General features: G+C 33.4%; 12 protein-coding genes. 6 read left to right on the top strand and 6 right to left on the bottom strand.

Going from position 1 to position 18,083, the window contains the following annotated elements:
- Window positions 1–46 precede the first annotated feature (46 nt).
- The 3 genes from ACHRVL_RS19845 to ACHRVL_RS19835 are packed head-to-tail and all read right to left on the bottom strand — an operon-like array spanning window position 47 to window position 2,182.
- Window positions 47–949: a glucosaminidase domain-containing protein gene (locus ACHRVL_RS19845; protein WP_395415074.1), complete on the bottom strand. Its 903-nt coding sequence runs from the start codon at window positions 947–949 to the stop codon at window positions 47–49.
- Window positions 942–1,850 (bottom strand): 1-aminocyclopropane-1-carboxylate deaminase/D-cysteine desulfhydrase, encoded by a 909-nt coding sequence (locus ACHRVL_RS19840; RefSeq protein WP_395415073.1) that lies wholly within the window; start codon window positions 1,848–1,850, stop codon window positions 942–944. Before ACHRVL_RS19840 ends, ACHRVL_RS19845 begins: the two co-directional genes overlap by 8 nt.
- Window positions 1,847–2,182, bottom strand: a complete 336-nt coding sequence (locus tag ACHRVL_RS19835; protein WP_395415072.1) for a hypothetical protein — start codon at window positions 2,180–2,182, stop codon at window positions 1,847–1,849. The genes ACHRVL_RS19840 and ACHRVL_RS19835 overlap by 4 nt, the downstream gene beginning before the upstream one ends.
- 116 nt (window positions 2,183–2,298) lie before the next feature.
- Here ACHRVL_RS19835 and ACHRVL_RS19830 point away from each other — a divergent pair, with 116 nt between their 5' ends.
- The 6 genes from ACHRVL_RS19830 to ACHRVL_RS19805 all read left to right on the top strand — a co-directional run bounded on the left by ACHRVL_RS19830 (window position 2,299) and on the right by ACHRVL_RS19805 (window position 9,533).
- On the top strand, window positions 2,299–2,484 hold the full coding sequence (locus ACHRVL_RS19830) for a DUF5522 domain-containing protein (protein WP_071636586.1): 186 nt from the start codon (window positions 2,299–2,301) through the stop codon (window positions 2,482–2,484).
- A 426-nt stretch (window positions 2,485–2,910) separates the two neighbouring features.
- Window positions 2,911–4,887, top strand: coding sequence for a urocanate hydratase (locus tag ACHRVL_RS19825; RefSeq protein WP_395415071.1), 1,977 nt, complete (start codon window positions 2,911–2,913; stop codon window positions 4,885–4,887).
- Between the two features lie 125 nt (window positions 4,888–5,012).
- Window positions 5,013–5,552 carry a DUF4136 domain-containing protein gene (locus ACHRVL_RS19820; RefSeq protein ID WP_395415070.1) on the top strand — a complete coding sequence of 180 codons (540 nt, stop codon included), beginning with the start codon at window positions 5,013–5,015 and terminating at the stop codon, window positions 5,550–5,552.
- Window positions 5,553–5,827: 275 nt separating this feature from the next.
- Window positions 5,828–7,072, top strand: a complete 1,245-nt coding sequence (ilvA, locus tag ACHRVL_RS19815; protein ID WP_395415069.1) for a threonine ammonia-lyase IlvA — start codon at window positions 5,828–5,830, stop codon at window positions 7,070–7,072.
- Window positions 7,073–7,151: 79 nt separating this feature from the next.
- The gene (locus tag ACHRVL_RS19810) at window positions 7,152–7,568 is read left to right on the top strand and encodes a group III truncated hemoglobin (RefSeq protein WP_395415068.1); all 417 of its coding nucleotides are present in this window, start codon (window positions 7,152–7,154) and stop codon (window positions 7,566–7,568) included.
- 207 nt (window positions 7,569–7,775) lie between these two features.
- Complete coding sequence (locus ACHRVL_RS19805; RefSeq protein WP_395415067.1) at window positions 7,776–9,533, top strand: aromatic amino acid hydroxylase; 1,758 nt, start codon at window positions 7,776–7,778, stop codon at window positions 9,531–9,533.
- Between the two features lie 327 nt (window positions 9,534–9,860).
- Here the strand turns inward: ACHRVL_RS19805 and ACHRVL_RS19800 are convergent, their stop codons facing one another.
- The 3 genes from ACHRVL_RS19800 to ACHRVL_RS19790 form a co-directional block, all read right to left on the bottom strand.
- Entirely contained in the window at window positions 9,861–10,490 is a 630-nt protein-coding gene (locus ACHRVL_RS19800; RefSeq protein ID WP_395415066.1) for a DUF4230 domain-containing protein, read from the bottom strand.
- Between the two features lie 186 nt (window positions 10,491–10,676).
- Window positions 10,677–12,995: a BamA/TamA family outer membrane protein gene (locus tag ACHRVL_RS19795; protein WP_395415065.1), complete on the bottom strand. Its 2,319-nt coding sequence runs from the start codon at window positions 12,993–12,995 to the stop codon at window positions 10,677–10,679.
- Complete coding sequence (locus ACHRVL_RS19790) at window positions 12,979–18,069, bottom strand: translocation/assembly module TamB domain-containing protein (protein WP_395415064.1); 5,091 nt, start codon at window positions 18,067–18,069, stop codon at window positions 12,979–12,981. The genes ACHRVL_RS19795 and ACHRVL_RS19790 overlap by 17 nt, the downstream gene beginning before the upstream one ends.
- Window positions 18,070–18,083: the final 14 nt, after the last annotated feature.

Here is an 18,083-nt window from a genome sequence, read left to right as displayed (position 1 = left end):
TTCTGATATTAGATTTTAGATTATTTGAAACAGATTGAACACTTAATTACTTAACCTTAAGCCTCTGCCCAATCGAAATTGCATTATCAGTCAGATTATTTTTTCTTTTTAAATCTTCAACCAATAAATTGAATTTCTTTGAAATTGAATATAGTGTATCTCCTTTTTGAACCTCATACAAATTTGGATCGTATTGATTCATATTGATCTTTGGATCAGAAGCTACATCATAAGATGATTTTTTTGGTGGGTTCGAAGTGTTTATTGGCACATAGTTTCTTCCTGTAACCTGACAATCATATTGATGTAAATTATAGCGCTCAATATAACTGATTAACTTATCTGGATATTTCGGATCTGTTGCGTAGCCACAAGCCCTAAGTCCTTTTGCCCAAGCTTTGTAATCGTCTTTTTCATAAGTAAACAAAGACTCGTATCTCTTTTTTCCAACCAAAAATAAAGCATGATCTCTATAAGATTCTGCCGGTTCTGGGTATTTTCTAAAACATTCCTGAGCCGAATCATCGTCATGACGAACGCTTTCTCCCAGCCAATCTTTATGGCATTTAATTCCGAAATGATTATTTGCTTCAAGCGCCAGATCACCTCTTCCTGCACCTGATTCTAAAATTCCCTGCGCCAAAATTATACTAGCCGGAATTCCGTATGTTTTCATGTTTCCAATTGCAATATCTTTATACTGCAAAACATAATTATTAATTAGATCATTGGTTACAACTGTTTTTGAAGTAGAATGAATAACCTCAGTTGTATTATTTGTAGAAGGATAATTTTTACCTATTGGTTTAGCAGGAGTAGTTTTTTTAGTCGTCGCTACTCGCGGTTTCTGGACCGCAGCTGCTTTTTTTGTCGTGGCAATAGCTGGCTTACTAGAAGAACAGCTTGCCAAGACCAATATCGTAAATAACAGTACAATTTTTTTAATCATTCGTTTTAAGTATTGGTAATTTTTTCTGCATCAACTTCATATTCATTCCATCAACTCCCTGTAATCCACCTGTGTGAATAAGTAAAATTTTTGAATGCGCAGGAAAATATTTTTTGCCTATTAAATCTATAACGCCAAAAACCATTTTTCCTGTATAAATTGGATCTAAGGGCACTTTTGTTTTTTCAAAAAATGCATTTATAAATTCGATTAATTCTAAATTTATCTTGCCATAACCTCCAAAATGATAGTCAGAAATTAAATTCCAGTTATCTTGTTTGGCAAAAATACGAATTTCATCTTGTAAAAAGTCACCTTTTAACGCTGGAAAACCCAAAATTTTCTGATTTTCAGCTGAACTATTTATTAATCCCGAAATAGTTCCTCCAGTTCCAACAGCACAGCAAACATAATTAAAAGCAACATCTTCCTCTGTTAAAATTTCTTCACAGCCTTTTACAGCAAGCTCATTTGTACCGCCTTCAGGGACTAAATAAAAATCACCAAACTTGTTTTTTAACTTTTCTATAAAAGATTTTTCACTTTTTAAACGATAATCTTCTCGCGAAACAAACTCTAACTGCATTCCGTTTTCTTGAGCAAATTTCAAAGTTGGATTTTCTTCGATTTTATCCCCAAGCTCATCGCCGCGAATAATTCCAATCGTTTTAAAACCCTGCTCTTTTCCTGCATACGCAACCGCAGCAATATGATTAGAAAATGCTCCGCCAAAAGCCAATAAAGTCTTTTGTTTTTCGGCTTTCGCTTGAAGTAAATTGTATTTTAATTTCCGAAATTTATTCCCAGAAACAAACGGATGAATTAAATCTTCTCGCTTTATAGTCAAAGAGATATCGTCTGGAAAACTAATATTAATAGACTGATTGAAAACTGGATTCATTTTAATTTGATGTAATTTAAAAACTGAAAAAATGATCTGTTTTTTAAATAATTTAAGTTCGTTTCATTACGGTAAGCTTCTCTTTCAAAACTAATATTTCGATATGCCAGATCTTTGTTTTTATACTGAATTAGACGAAACAGAAATTCGAAAGCGTACCAAATAAAAAACGGAATTATTAAAAGCTCTAACTGCTGTCTTAAATGAATTTTTTCATGATTAACAAAAACACCATTTGTTTTATCAAAATCATATTTCATCAAAACAAACGGAAATACAGCCATTCCGCGATATCCTTTTGGAATTAAATATTTGCTAACAATCAGAAACATTGGCTATAAAATTTATAAATTTGTAGCTATAAAATTGTTCATTTTCATTAAAATCATAATCAATTATTTCTATTTTTGATTTTTATATTTATTAAAACTGAACGCGAAGCAGATTTATGAAAGAGCAAAGTAATGAAAATAAATTAATCGAAGGTGAAGATTTTTACTATACACCCGAAGGTTATAAATGCTTTACTGAAAAACATCATTTAAAACGTGGTTATTGCTGTAAAAGCGGGTGCCGCCATTGTCCGTACGGTTTTGATAAACGAACTGGAGAAATAAGAAAGAAAACTAATTAGCCAATTTGAAAATGTGTCAATTAGATAATTCAAAAATCTAAAATCAACAATCTAAAATAATATATGGATATCCAATCAAGAAAATTTAGGATTAAAATCCACAAATCCTATCATCGGGCGGATATCCGTTATCCCTAGTTTTTCTAATTAGAAAATGTGACAATTAGATAATTTCACAATATTCTGATCCACTGGATCTTTTATATTAGGCGATTATTATATCCTATAAATATTACACCTTTCCAAGGCTTTTGGATTTGGTAAATTTTACATTTCACAAAGCTCCGTGAGGAGCGGCATATTTATAGAAACAATTAACCATCTGTCACATTTGAGCCTCAGCGGGGCGGCATAATCTAAAAAACGAAAAATTAATCTGTTGTTAATCTAGTTAGAATAACTTAGCAACTCAGTATCTTAAAAAAAATGACTTTCAAAGAACAAATACAACAAGGAATTCCTTCAATATTACCTGCAAAAGCAGCGTACGATCCAGCTATTAATCACGCTCCAAAAAGAAAAGAAATTCTTTCGGCAGAAGAGAAAAAACTGGCTTTAAAAAATGCATTACGTTATTTTGAACCCAAACATCATGCTGAACTAATTCCTGAATTTTCAGAAGAACTAGAAAAATACGGACGTATTTATATGTATCGTCTTCGTCCAGATTATAGAATGTACGCAAGACCAATTGACGAGTATCCAGGAAAATCACTGCAAGCAAAAGCAATTATGCATATGATTCAGAATAATCTGGATTATGCTGTAGCACAGCATCCGCACGAATTGATTACGTATGGCGGAAATGGAGCTGTTTTTCAAAACTGGGCACAGTATTTATTGACAATGCAATATTTGTCTGAAATGACAGATGAGCAGACTTTAACAATGTATTCTGGACATCCGATGGGATTATTCCCTTCGCATAAAGAAGCGCCGAGAGTTGTAGTTACAAACGGAATGGTTATACCAAATTATTCGAAACCTGATGACTGGGAAAAAATGAATGCTTTAGGCGTTTCGCAATACGGACAAATGACAGCGGGAAGTTATATGTACATCGGCCCTCAGGGAATTGTGCACGGAACAACGATTACAGTTTTAAACGGCTTTAGAAAAATAAAACAAAGTCCCGAAGGAAGTTTATTCGTAACTTCAGGTCTTGGCGGAATGTCTGGTGCTCAGCCAAAAGCTGGAAATATTGCGGGCTGCATTACGGTTTGTGCCGAAGTAAATCCAAAAATCACTAAAATTCGCCATGAGCAAGGATGGATTAATGAAGTAGTAACTTCTACAGATGAATTGGTAGTGAGAGTTGCTTTGGCGAAAGCCAATAAAGAAACAGTTTCAATTGCTTATCTAGGAAATGTGGTTGACGTTTGGGAACGTTTTGATCAGGAAAACATCAAAATTGATTTAGGCTCAGACCAAACTTCTCTTCATAATCCGTGGGCTGGAGGTTATTATCCGGTTGGAATTTCTTTTGAAGAGGCAAATGATTTGATGGCCAACGATCCAGAATTGTTCAAAGAAAAAGTTCAGAAAACATTGCGACGTCATGCCGCAGCAATTAACAAACACACCGCAAAAGGAACTTACTTTTTTGATTACGGTAATGCCTTTTTATTAGAAGCTTCACGTGCAGGCGCAGATGTAATGGCCGAAAATAACATCGATTTTAAATATCCAAGCTACGTTCAGGATATTATGGGGCCAATGTGTTTTGATTACGGATTTGGTCCTTTTAGATGGGTTTGTACCTCAGGAAAACCTGAAGATTTACAAAAAACAGATGCGATTGCAAGTCAAGTTTTAGAGGAAATGGCAAAAACAGCTCCAAATGAAATTCAACAGCAAATGCAGGATAATATCAAATGGATAAAAGGTGCGCAGGAGAACAAACTTGTTGTAGGTTCTCAAGCCCGAATTCTATATGCTGATGCTGAAGGAAGAATTAAAATTGCCGAAGCTTTTAACCAAGCAATTGCAAAAGGCGAAATTGGCACAGTTGTTTTAGGACGAGATCATCATGACGTTTCTGGAACTGATTCTCCTTACAGAGAAACTTCAAATATCTACGACGGATCACGCTTTACAGCCGATATGGCAATTCATAACGTGATTGGCGACAGCTTTAGAGGAGCAACCTGGGTATCTATTCATAATGGCGGCGGAGTTGGCTGGGGAGAGGTTATAAACGGCGGTTTTGGTATGGTTCTTGATGGTTCTAAAGAAGCTTCGAAACGTTTAGCATCAATGCTTTTTTGGGATGTTAACAACGGAATTTCAAGAAGAAGCTGGGCTCGAAATGATGAAGCCATTTTTGCCATAAAAAGAGCAATGCAAGTCGAGCCATTATTAAAAGTTACTCTGCCTAATATTGTTGACGAAAGTCTGCTTTAATTAAAAGGGGTTTATTTTTTAAACAAATGTCATCCTGAGCGAAGTTGAAGGCTTATAATAACAAAAGGGCTTCTACTTCGCTCAGCCTGACAAATACAAAAGAGAACATTAAATCTTTAATAACTATGAAAACATTCAAATTAGTTCCGATTTTTCTGCTAATGATCTTATCGTCATGCAGCAGTGTTACTGTATATTCTGATTACGACAAAAATGTCGATTTTGCGCCTTATAAAACGTATGCTTTCTTTAAACCTGGAATTGATAAAGTCGAAATTTCTGATTTGGATAAAAGACGTATTCTTCGCGCAATTGATCAACAAATGCAAGCAAAAGGATTTACAAAAAGTGATAATCCAGACTTATTGGTAAATATTTTTACCAAATCCAGAGAGCAGGTTGATGTAAATCAATTTAGCGCCGGATGGGGTTATGGCTGGGGATGGGGATGGAATCCTTATATGATGTACGGCGGAAACCAAACTACTGTTTCTACTTCAACTGAAGGAACTTTATACATCGATCTTATTGATGCAAAAAAGAAAGAAATGATCTGGCAAGGTGAGGGAATTGGTGTTTTAACTAGAAACATAGATAAAAAAGATGAGCGAATTGCAGAATTTGTAGGCAAAATTTTAGCTCAATATCCTCCCGTAAAAAAATAATTATTTACTTTTGCTATTCAATTAGTATAAAAAATGACAAACTTTAACAACATTATTATCGCTATTATCAGCATTATTGCAATTCAGCAATAATGGCGAGGTGTTATATAAGTATGTAAAATATAGTTTATAAGAACCTCCCACATCGGGAGGTTTTTTATTCTAAAAACAATTTAAAATAGCCACGAATTACACAAATTTTTACGAATTATTTTTTCTCTTAGAGAATAAAATTAGTGTCAATTCGCGTAATTCGTGGCAAAAAACAAAACAACATGAGTTTATTTAACGAAGTACTTAACGCAAAAAAACAGCTTGAAAATGTAGTTGCTGCAACGCCTCTTACCCAAAATTTAAATCTTTCAGACGAATTTAAATCGACCATTTTACTAAAAAGAGAAGATTTGCAAATCGTACGTTCTTATAAAATTAGAGGCGCTTATAATAAGATTTCTTCCTTAACTGAAAAAGAAAAAACAAACGGAATAGTTTGTGCCAGTGCAGGAAATCATGCTCAAGGTGTTGCCTATTCTTGTAATCTTCTGCAAATAAAAGGCAAAATTTATATGCCAAAAACCACTCCGAAACAAAAAGTAAAACAAGTGCAATTGTTCGGGAAATCGTTTGTAGAAATTGTTTTAACCGGAGATACTTTTGATGACGCTTATGCTTCAGCAACGGCAGATGCTATCAAGAACCACAAAACATTTATCCATCCTTTTGATGATGAAAAAGTAATTGCCGGACAGGGAACTGTAGGTTTAGAAATTCTCGAAAGTTATAAAGAACCCATAGATTATGTTTTTGTACCCATTGGCGGCGGCGGGCTGGCTTCTGGATTATCTGAAGTTTTCAAACATTTAAGTCCAAGTACCAAAATCATCGGAGTTGAACCAAAAGGCGCCCCTTCTATGAAAACTTCAATCGAAGAAAACAAAAACACAGCCTTAAAAACAATTGATAAATTTGTCGATGGCGCTGCTGTAAAACAAGTTGGCGATAAAACTTTTGAAATCTGTCGTTATAATCTTGAAGATATTATTCTGGTTCCAGAAGGAAAAGTATGCACAACTATTTTACGTTTGTACAATGAAGAAGCAATGGTTGTAGAACCTGCGGGTGCATTAACAATTGCTGCGCTGGATTTTTATAAAGATAAAATAAAAGGAAAAACTGTGGTTTGCGTTGTCAGCGGAAGTCATAATGATATTGAAAGAACCGCTGAAATAAAAGAGCGTTCGCTGCTTTATGAAGGTTTAATGCATTATTTTATGATTCAATTTCCGCAGCGTCCGGGAGCTTTAAAGGAGTTTGTAAATAACATTTTAGGACCAGATGATGATATTACTTATTTTCAATTTGCTAAAAAGAATAGTCGAGAAGTAGGTTCTGTAGTGGTAGGTTTAGAGTTGAAAAAGAAAAAAGACATAATGCCTATTAAAATGAAAATGACGCAATATGGTTTTGAATTTCAATATTTAAACGACAATCAGGATTTGTTTACACAATTAATTGGGTAATTATTCGAGACTGATAAATATCAGCAAATAAAGAAGAAGTTATAACGTATTTTTGCCAATCAATTTTATTTAAAAAAACATGGAAACGCTTAAAGACATTTCAAACATAGAAGACATAAAACAAATGGTTAACAGCTTTTATGATAATGTTAGAAAAGACGATCTTATTGGTCCTATTTTCAATGATAAACTGCAGGATCGCTGGGAACCGCATTTACAAAAAATGTACGGTTTTTGGCAAACTATATTATTTGATGTTCGTGCTTATTCAGGTACGCCATTCCCGCCTCACAAACAATTACCTGTAGATAGAACTCATTTTGACCGCTGGATTCAAATTTTCAATACTACAATCGATGCGCAGTTTGCTGGAGAAATTACCGAAGAAGCAAAAATGCGTGCAACGAACATGGCTTATATGTTCAATCATAAAATCGAACATTTTAGAAATGTTGAAAATGAATTAAAAAATGCACTTAATAAATCTCAAAAGTAATCCTATAATTCAATCGAAATACCTTTTTTATTAAATAAACGTGATTGAATTTAAATCAAAATCATAGAATATCCTTCGTCTGCAAACTTCCTTTAAAACCTACAAAAACGCAATAAAACTTAATTTCGAACAAAAAAATTGTAATGAATAGCAAAAATTAGCGACCTAAATTCGTAATTTTACATTCTAATCTACAACGTTTTCGAAATGAATGCATCTATAGAAACCAATCCGCTTTTAGAGAGATTGCCAAAACATTTAAAGCAATTTATTAAACCTCAAGATTATAGTGATTATACACCAATTAATCAGGCGGTTTGGCGATACGTTATGCGCAAAAATGTAGATTATCTTTCAAAAGTTGCACATCATTCGTATTTAGAAGGTTTACGCAAAACAGGAATCGAAATAGATTCTATCCCAAGTATGTACGGAATGAACCGTATTCTTACTGAAATTGGCTGGGCTGCAGTTGCTGTTGACGGATTTATTCCGCCAAATGCATTTATGGAGTTTCAAGCCTACAATGTTTTGGTTATTGCATCGGATATTCGACAATTAGAACATATTGAATATACTCCCGCTCCAGACATTATTCACGAAGGTGCCGGCCACGCTCCTATTATTGCCAATCCAGAATATGCAGAATATTTAAGACGTTTTGGCGAAATTGGCTGTAAAGCGATTTCTTCTCATAAAGATTATCAGATGTATGAAGCGATTCGTTTGCTTTCTATTTTGAAAGAAGCCGAAGATACGCCGCAGGAAAAAATTGACGAGGCTGAAAAAGCGGTTGCCGATTTGCAAAACGATATGGGTGAATTGTCTGAAATGGCTCAAATTCGAAACCTGCATTGGTGGACGGTTGAATATGGTTTGATTGGAACTGTCGAAAATCCGAAAATTTACGGTGCCGGATTACTCTCTTCGATTGGAGAAAGCGCTTGGTGCATGACAGATAATGTAAAAAAAATCCCTTATGATATTTCGGCTGCCAATCAGAATTTTGATATTACACAGTTACAACCACAGCTTTATGTAACCCCAAATTTTTCTTATTTAAGTTTAATTTTGGAAGAGTTTGCTAATAAAATGGCATTGCGTACCGGCGGTCTTTCTGGAATTAAAAAACTAATTCATTCAAATGCTTTAGGAACAATTGAGCTGAGTACCGGTTTACAAATTTCGGGAGTTTTTACCAATGTTATTGAAGATGAAGGAAAACCGGTTTACATACAAACAACTGGGAAAACAGCTTTGGCTTACCGAGAAAAAGAATTAGTCGGTCACGGAACGTTAACGCATCCACATGGCTTTGGAAGTCCGATTGGAAAACTAAAAGGCTTTAATCTTGCTATTGAAGATATGAGTCCGAAAGATTTACAGGCTTACAGTATTGTAGAAAACGAAACGGTAAAACTGGAATTTGAAGGCAATATTATTGTTGAAGGCGAAATTATTACAGGATCAAGAAACTTACATGGAGAAATTATTCTGATCAGTTTTAGAAACTGTACGGTAACGCATGGCGAAACTATTTTGTTTCAGCCAGATTGGGGAAATTACGATATGGCAATTGGTAAAAAAGTAGTTTCGGCATTTTCTGGTCCTGCTGATGTAAATAGTTTTGACTTAATCAATATAGTTCCGACAACAAAAACTATTAAAGCAAAACATTCTGAAGAACGTGATGATTTAGAAAGTTTATATGCTAAAGTTAGAGATATTAGAAAAAATAATGGTTCTAAAACAGAGCTGAAATCTGTTTTTGAAAATCTAAAAAACAATCATTCAAATGATTGGCTGCTGAATGTTGAAATTACAGAACTTTTGAAAGATTCTGACGAAAAACAGCTTTTGCAGGAAGTATTAGTACATCTTGATCAATTGAAAGAAAAACGTCCTGAAATTGCACATTTGATTTCTGGCGGATTGGATTTGATTTTTGATAAAGAAACTGTTTAAGTTTTTTTTTTCGGAAAGAGGTTCAAAGGTGCAGAGGCTCAAAGATTCAGAGTTTTTTTCCTCATTTTATGTGATTTCGACGTAAGGAGACTCGAGCGATAGCGAACAGGCGAAGCAAATCTCCACAAGCAGCTCCGTACTGAGAATGAATCTTTGTCGAGTTACTTGCGAAGATTTCTCCCTTCGGTCGAAATGACAAGATTGTGAAAAACCTTTGACGAATTGCCTCCTGCTTTAGCGGGAGACAATTTAATAAATCATTTTAATCCTTTAATCTGTGGCTAAAAATCTTTGTAACTTTGCCTGCCTAAGCCTTTTAACCATAAATCACAATTTCAAATCCTCGCTTAAATCTGCATCAGATTCAATCGTTTTTCCATTGTATTGCAGTTTCCAGCCCATTGAATTGGTTAGGATTAAAATTTTAGACAACTCGCTTATTAAACGATTTTGAGCGTTACTTTTCAATGAAGATTTTTCGATTTTCTTTGCCAGATTGGCTTTTACCGATTTGTTGATTTTATTATAATCGTCGCCTGTAAAGGGATTCAGCTTGCTTTGTTCAACATCGTAAAACTGAATATCAGGATTTATAGTAATCTCTTCTTTTGGAATATTTAAAATCGTGATGGTTTTATTTTTTTCATCGATGTCGTATTTCATTTTGTGCAAATCATAAGCAACAGTAACATTTGCATTTACCACAATAAGTGCTTTTTTCTCAAATGAAATCATATCCATCAAATACTTCTGCTGATTTTTATAAGTGATCACCTCAGAGAAATGTCCTTCGGTAACAACCAATTTTCCAACATTAAGTATTTTCTCTTGAATTAAATTGGTATTATAATCAATTGTTGAATCGTCATCTTTTTTGAACTCGCAATATTTAAAAGCCAAAACGATGACTAAAATAATAACACCAACGCCAATAATTCTTTTTACTATGTTTTGCATTCTGATAAAATGTTTAGACGAATTTACTTCTTTTTTTAGTTTTTTTCGCCACGAATTTCACTAATTATGCTAATTTTTCAGCATGTACTTTTTAAATTAAGGAATAAACACAAAGCATAGAATTAGCGAAAATTTGTGAAATTCGTGGCAAAAAAAAAAACGACTAAAAAACGAAACAAAAATCCTTTAAAATGGATAACCAATAGCAATATTCAAAATCAGGTTATCTTTTCGCCATGTACTGCTTCCAAAATTAATATCATCAATAACCCAGCGTTGTCCGTCTGGTAATGCAGGATTTCGAAGTGGAAAAGCCAAATCTGTTCTTAGAATCAGGAACGATAAATCAAAGCGTAATCCAGCTCCGGCGCCTATTGCAATTTGTTTCATAAAATCTTTTGAAATTTCCGCTCCAGGTTTATTCGGGTCAGCATTTAAAAGCCAGATATTTCCAGCATCGAGAAATACTGCTCCTCTTACAATGCTAAAAAGTTTTGCTCTGTATTCTGTATTAAACTCTAACTTTATATCTGCTGATTGATCTGGTGTATAATTATCATTTATGGTTGGGGGAATTACATAACTTCCCGGCCCTAAAGTTCTTGCTCTAAAGGCACGAATACTATTTGTTCCTCCAACTACAAACTGCTTTGAAGCTGGCAGTGTATTCGAATTTCCGTAAGCAAATCCTGCGCCTACAATCAGTCTGCTTGCTAATTCGCTTTCTTTTCCTAATTTTAAATAATGTCTAAAGTCAGATCTTATTTTTACATACTGACTAAACGGAACGTCGAGTATCTTTATCGTGTCATTCTTCTTGATATTGGCTCCTGTAACCAAACCTGTAAGGTTTCCTGCCAAATCTATTTCTCCATTAAAATAGATCGTATTTTTTCGACGCTTTTGCATTGTATTGGTATACGTATAACTGTAGGTCGGGCCAAAAATCAACTGCTTTTCAATTACTTTTCCTAGAGCTGCATCATCTTCAATATCTTCTAAATACTCTTGTGTAACATGATTTGGACTTACATAAGTTACATCTATAATATTGAATTGATGTTCTTTACGAATGTTTTCTTTCCATAAGTAACCAAATGATGTATTAAAAGAATTTAAGGCATATAACTGTGTTCTTTTTTGAAATTCATATCGAAGAGTGACTTTTGTTCTTGGCACAAATTCGCTGCTTCCTTCAATATTAAAAGGGGTAACAAATCTTGGCCAGGTCAAACTTGTTTCGGCTCCAAGCTTATAAATATTTTTCCCTTTATTTACACCTCCAAGCTGATAATCGGCTCCGCCAAAAATAGAAGCAGTCAGCAATTCGGCACCTTTAAGTAAATTTCGGTTATTCCAATTCAAATTAATTTCTGTTCCCGTATAACTCGCTGAATTTGTTTTTCCTAAAACTTCAACTCGTATAAACTTTTTAGGCAGAAGCGTTAAATAATAATAAGAATCTAAAGCATTTTTTATGCTGTCTGAAGGTTTGAATTCATTTTTTACAAAACTAAAAGTTCCTAGATTCACAAAGCGATTCAAAGTAAGATTATGATCTTTTCTATTATACAAATCTCCTTTTTTAAAATATATTGTTCTGTCAAAAACCCTTGGTTTAAAAGTCTCTGTCGTGTCAATAATTGTAAAATCCTTGTATTGTGTGATATTCTTTTTTCTGTAAACTGCACTGTCGTTTGTCAAAGAATAATTTGGGTAAACAAATATGTTATTAATTTTATATGAGGTTAATGCTTTAGGCGGCGTATCAGGTTTTATTATTATTTTGATTTTTACCTCATGATCGCCTTTACTGCTGTCTACTCTAGCTAAAAGATAATCGGGATTAAAATAAAAATAACCTTTCTCTTTTAGTCTTGCATCAATACGCTCTCTTTCTGCTTTTATAACGTCTAAATCGTATGGTTTTCCCACTTTCAGCAAACTTCTTCGGCTTGATCTTCCAATTATTCTGGACATTGCCAGAGAATCATCAGGAAAAGTTACACTTTTTATTATATACTGTTTTTTAGGTATAACAGTATATTCTGCCGTAGCACGTTTACTTCTAACGGTAGAATCTGCACTTACCTGCGTTTTAAAATAACCACGGTTTTCAGTAAAATTTCGCAAAACTGCGGCATTATAATCTAAATCGACTTTACTAAAAAGTACAGGCGCTTCGCCTACTTTATTTCGCAGCCAATATCTAGTTCCTTTTTGTTTTTTAGGTTCACCGGCAAGATTATAAATCCATAATTTAGGACGCAGACCAAAAATCTGTTTGTTGGGTTTTGGACGCAATAAGCCTTCTAATTCTGTTTCGAGAGCTTTTCTATCTTTCTTTTTCATGATCGAGTCTTTCACCGTTACAGACGCTCCTGTATAAAGTAAATCGCCCTCTGGCAGATATTTTGTATTACTGCAGCCTAAAACAAAAAAAAGGCTGAACAGTACAAAATACTTTACATATCGATTTTCTATATGATTATGTTTTTTGCTCATTACCTCTTATTTGATTTTCTTTTAGCTCTTGCTCTTCTTTCTCTTTTTGCTTTCTTTTTTCTTTGCGAATTTTCTCTTCCTTAATCATTTGCTTTTCTTGCTCTGAACGATGAAAAAGTTCTCTAAACTTATTGTAACTCATCGTAATAATAAAAGCAACTCCAGTTTCTACAACCTGCCCTTCTACCGCAACCTGATATTGGTTTTTTCTGTAAGCACGAACCATATATCGACCGTCTTTTGTAATTTGATAATCTAAGGCAACATCACCGGCAATATTGGTGCTTTCTTCGTTGGCACGTTCTGCGCCTTCAACACCAAAACTGCTTCCAACAGTTACTTTCAAACGATCATCAAGGAGTTTTTTAGAAACTGCAACATTCAAATCGGTTCTGTTCTGCATGGTTCCAGAAGTGTAATCTTCTGATGATTCTAAATCAAAATTAACTTCAAATCCAGTAATTAATTCCCCTGCCAGATTATTTAATTGCTGCGAAAGAATTTTACTCACACTTTGTCTTGCCAAAGATTCTGCACTTGTACCTCCGCCCTCGCTCGCAAACGGATTTTCGCCCACAAATCTATTCAATAATAAAAGCGCAAAAACCTGTTTATTTAATTCTGCAGGATCTTGTTCTAACTGCTTCAGTTTAGCTTTCGTTTTCGTTACAACATCAGAAGAAACATCGTAATTCCCATCAGGAAGATTAATTCCAAAAGAAATATCTGGTTTCATTAATTCTCCATTCATTTTCAACAAAGTCTGAAAAGGAAGTTTTTGTTTGTAAGTATTTTGTATTGCCTGCGTGTCACTTTTCAGCTGATTTCCTAACAAATCAATCGGCGCAGCACTTACTTTATAAATTGCTGTAATATTTAAATTTGCCATTGTAGGCTCACCATTCCAAGTGATGTAACTTCCTTTTTGAATATCGAATTTTCTTTTAATTCCGTTAAAATTCATTTCATAAGCACCATCCGAAAATTCATATTTCCCTGTTAAAGTTGTTTTTCCCGACTGGTCAATTCCTCCGACTAATTCTGCTTCTCCTTTTAATTTTAAATAATCCCCATTTGCTTTATCAATCAACAAAGTAAGTTCTGCTTCTTTATCAATTGAAATCGCAACATTTACATCCATTCCTTTTACTTGCGATTGATCCAGTTTGTTTTGTAAATCGACAGTTTGTTTTAAATACATATTATCTTCATCAACAAACTCTACAATTCCTTCACGATCTGCTATTGAAGGATCTGACTGCGGCATTACGACCGTAAACTTAGTTTCTTTATTGATTTTGATTGTTCCGCCAACCACAGGACTTTCAAGATTCCCTTTGATAGTAAGTTTAGTGTCTAAAAATAAATCTCCATAGAATAAATCATTATCAACTTCTTTAGAATGTATTGCTCTAAAATCGTCTGCAGTAACAGCTAAATCAAAATTATAATCTCTAAAATCTGTCGATTTTATAGTTCCATTTACTTCTAATTCATTTTGATTTTCATCAGAAAGAGAGAATTTATCAAATAAAATGGTTTCATTACTAAAAGCGATTGTTTCATTTCCAGTTTTAAAATAAGAGTTTAACTGTGTTACTCTAAAACCGGCATCATTAAAATTAAGTTCTCCGTTTATTTTGGGAGCAGCTGCATTACCTAGAATCTTAAAGTTACCAGATAAATATCCGGTTCCTTCAGTAATATTTCCCATACTAAAGCCTTGAATACTTTTAATATTCAGTTTATTTATGGCAACGTCAAAATCGAAATTTCCTGCATCAATTGTGTAGGTTCCATTCAAATTAACATCATTCCCTTCATCACTCAAAGTCACATTTGCTGCCAGAAGATTTGCTGCTTTGTTGTCTACTTTTACTTCTAAATCGCCTACTTTTTCACCTTTAAAAGTAAAATCATCAATTTTTAAATTTGAAGTAAAAATTGGATTTGTCATTACATTTTCAACCAAAGCAGAACCGTTAATCAAACCTTGCATCAGCAGTTCGTCTTTTTTAACCATATTCATAATGGTTTCGATTTTGAAGTTCACAAAATCAACTTGAAGCGGCGCATTATTCTGTGTTCCCTGCGATTGAACTTTTAATTCATTTCCGTTATTATCCAAATAAAATTTACTGACATACAAACGTTTGTCTCCAAATTCAATTGCATTCTCTGAATCAATATTCCATTTATCATAATTTAGAATAAAGTTCTCAGCATCTATTTTAAATATATTTTTCGAATCTTCTGCTTTAAATTCCCCTGCAATAAAATACTGTTGCTTATCTTTTGCATCTTTCACTTCAAGCGCATAATTCAATACATTATTTTCAACTTTTCCAGACAAACTGGTAAATGGAATTTTTAACGAACCGCTATCAATTGTTGCAATTGAAACTGAATATTCTAAAGCATTTTCTTTAGCTTCGATATTAATTTTTCCATCAGCAATTGTATTATCTCCATATACAATTCTTGGAATTGTTCCTTTTACTTCCAAGGAATCGGTTATATTGTTATATTTTCCAGAGATTTTAATGGGTTCTAAACTGGTAAGTTTTGGAATCAGTTTAAACAAAATTGGATCATTATTTACGGTCAAGGTAAAAGCTAATCTTTGCTCATCAGATTCTCCGTTTACTTTCGGATTTTTTAAATCGATATATTTTGACAATGATTTTTTAATGGCTGCTGCCAAAGTTGTCAATTTGTATTTTCCATCTACTTCAGCTTTTAAAAACTGAGAAGATATTTTAATATTATTTCTAGTATTATCAGAAAAAGCAATTACGCGCACTGAATCTAAAACAATTGGCTCAGTATCTTGCAAAATCTGAATATTCGAAAGAAACACTTTTCCGTTCAAAAAATCTGGATTACTATTCGTGATATCAGCGTCGACATTTCCACGAAGTTTCATTGGTCCCGCATGCAGATTCAATTTTTCTAAATCGGCAATATCTAGGTTTAATTTAAGTTTTACGGTTGGAAATTTATCCTTCGTATCACTGCTTGCTGTTAAATTAAAATTCAAGTTCGGATCCTGCATTCCTGATTTCACAGCAAAAGAACCGTTTGCTATATTTCCTTTTAAAGCTAAATCTTTGTAGGTATAACGATTAAAAACCGCTTTCTTAACCAATCCGTCAATTGCTGCATTTGCCGTTTTCGGATCTAAACCGTTTCCTTTTACTTTCGCTTTAAGCGTAATTTTTCCAATTGAGTCATTTTTAATCAATCTGCCTAAATCAAAATCAAGCAAATAAACGGTCGCATCGTATTTCTCTCTTTTTTTAATGCGTTGATCAAATAAAGCGTCCACTTTTGCATTTCCAAAACTACTGTTTAAAGTCAGATTGGTTTTAAAATTCTGAGCCGAACCTTTAAACTTTCCGCTTAGATTGAGCTGAGACGGCAATTGAATATTTTTCGGAATTGTTCCTGCGGGCACAAAAGAATTGATATCTTTTGAAGTGCTCGACAGTTTTTTAATGTCTAAATCATAATAAGCTTTCGCAGCGTCAGGAAGTCCTGTAATTTTTCCCGAAAGAGAAACTTTTGTAGTTCCAATTCCGCTCATTTCAAACTTCGGAATATTTAAATCTTTTACCTTTCCGCTTACACGACTGTTCACATATAAAATTGCATTTGGATTGCTTTTAAAAGGGTTTGTTTTCTGTAAATCAGGCACAAATAATAAAATATCTTTAAAGCCTATTTTTGATTCTTTAAAATCAGCTTCAATAGAAAGATTTGCAATGTCTTTTTGAAGCGCAGCAAGCGATTTGTATGAAGCTTTTATTTTATCTTTTACAAGTGTTTGCGGTGTTTTTAAATACAGATTATCCAAATAGGCATTTTTGGGTCCGTAAAAGAAATCTGTTCTTAAAGTCTGAATCGCTAAACCGCTTTTTTCATTTACGGTTAATAATTTTATATTTCCTGAAATAGTATCATTACCATAATATATTTTCTCTGCTTGAAAATTGATTTTGCTTAAATCTAAATGACTGTAATCTAAACCTTTTAAAGTTGATTTTGACTGCATATCGTCAAACTTAAAAGCAACATTTTCTATGTCGATTTTATTTAGTTTCGCTTTCCAGCCGGCTTGTTTGATTGCTGTTGTATCTAAATTTGGAGTTTGAATTTGTTTGTCTTTTATTCCTAATCTCAGGTTTCCGCTTAAATCTTTAAGTTCAAAAGCATTAAGATCAACAAGCTGTTTGTTTAAATTAATTTCATTGAATGATAATTTTAAACTTCCTAGTTTTATTCCTGAATCTAATTTTGAATCTTTGTTATCATAAGCAATATCAATTTTTGACAAACTGATTTTACCCAGTTTTAAATTGAAGTCCGTTCGCTGCGAAATTGTATCAGCAGTTTTTACTGAAACTTCGGCAATTTTTTCGACAACGTCCTGATTCAAAACTAATTTTAATCCCTCAAGATTAATATTCGGAATATTAAAATTCATTTTATCCAAATCGAATTCCTTGAATTTGGTATCAAAATGTGTCAGTTTTACGCGAACATCGTTCTTCGAATAATCATCTTTAAAGTTGAAATTAACGTTATCGAGATTTATTTTTACAACCGATATTTTAAAGGGTTTACTATCTGGATCTTCTACTTTTGGCTCTTTAGATTCAAAGGCTTTGATGATATAATCGAAATTAAAAACACCTTTTTTGTTTCGCGAAATATTGGCTTTTACATTTTCTAATGAAACAGAGTTAATCTCTAGTTCACTGCTAACGATTTTAAAAAGATCAACATCCAATTCTAAACGTTTCCCCGCCAGCAGCGTATCTTTTTTTTGATCTTCAAAATAAAATCCTTCCAGAACTATGTCTTTTGGAAATTTAATTGAAATATGGTCTAAGGAAACTTTAGTTTTAATTTTATCTTGAAGATAAGTAACTGCTTTGTCTTTTACATAATTCTGAACTGACGGAATCTGAATTAGGATAATAAGAAGTAATAAAAGGGTAATTACAGAAACCAAGCACCATAATAGTACACGTAATGTTTTTTTTATATAATGAATGGTTTTCTTATTCATGCGCTGCTAACACA

It is taken from the genome of Flavobacterium sp. FlaQc-28 (assembly GCF_044007415.1).
Taxonomy (GTDB): Bacteria; Bacteroidota; Bacteroidia; order Flavobacteriales; family Flavobacteriaceae; genus Flavobacterium.
This window is presented reverse-complemented; position numbering and strand designations above follow the sequence as displayed.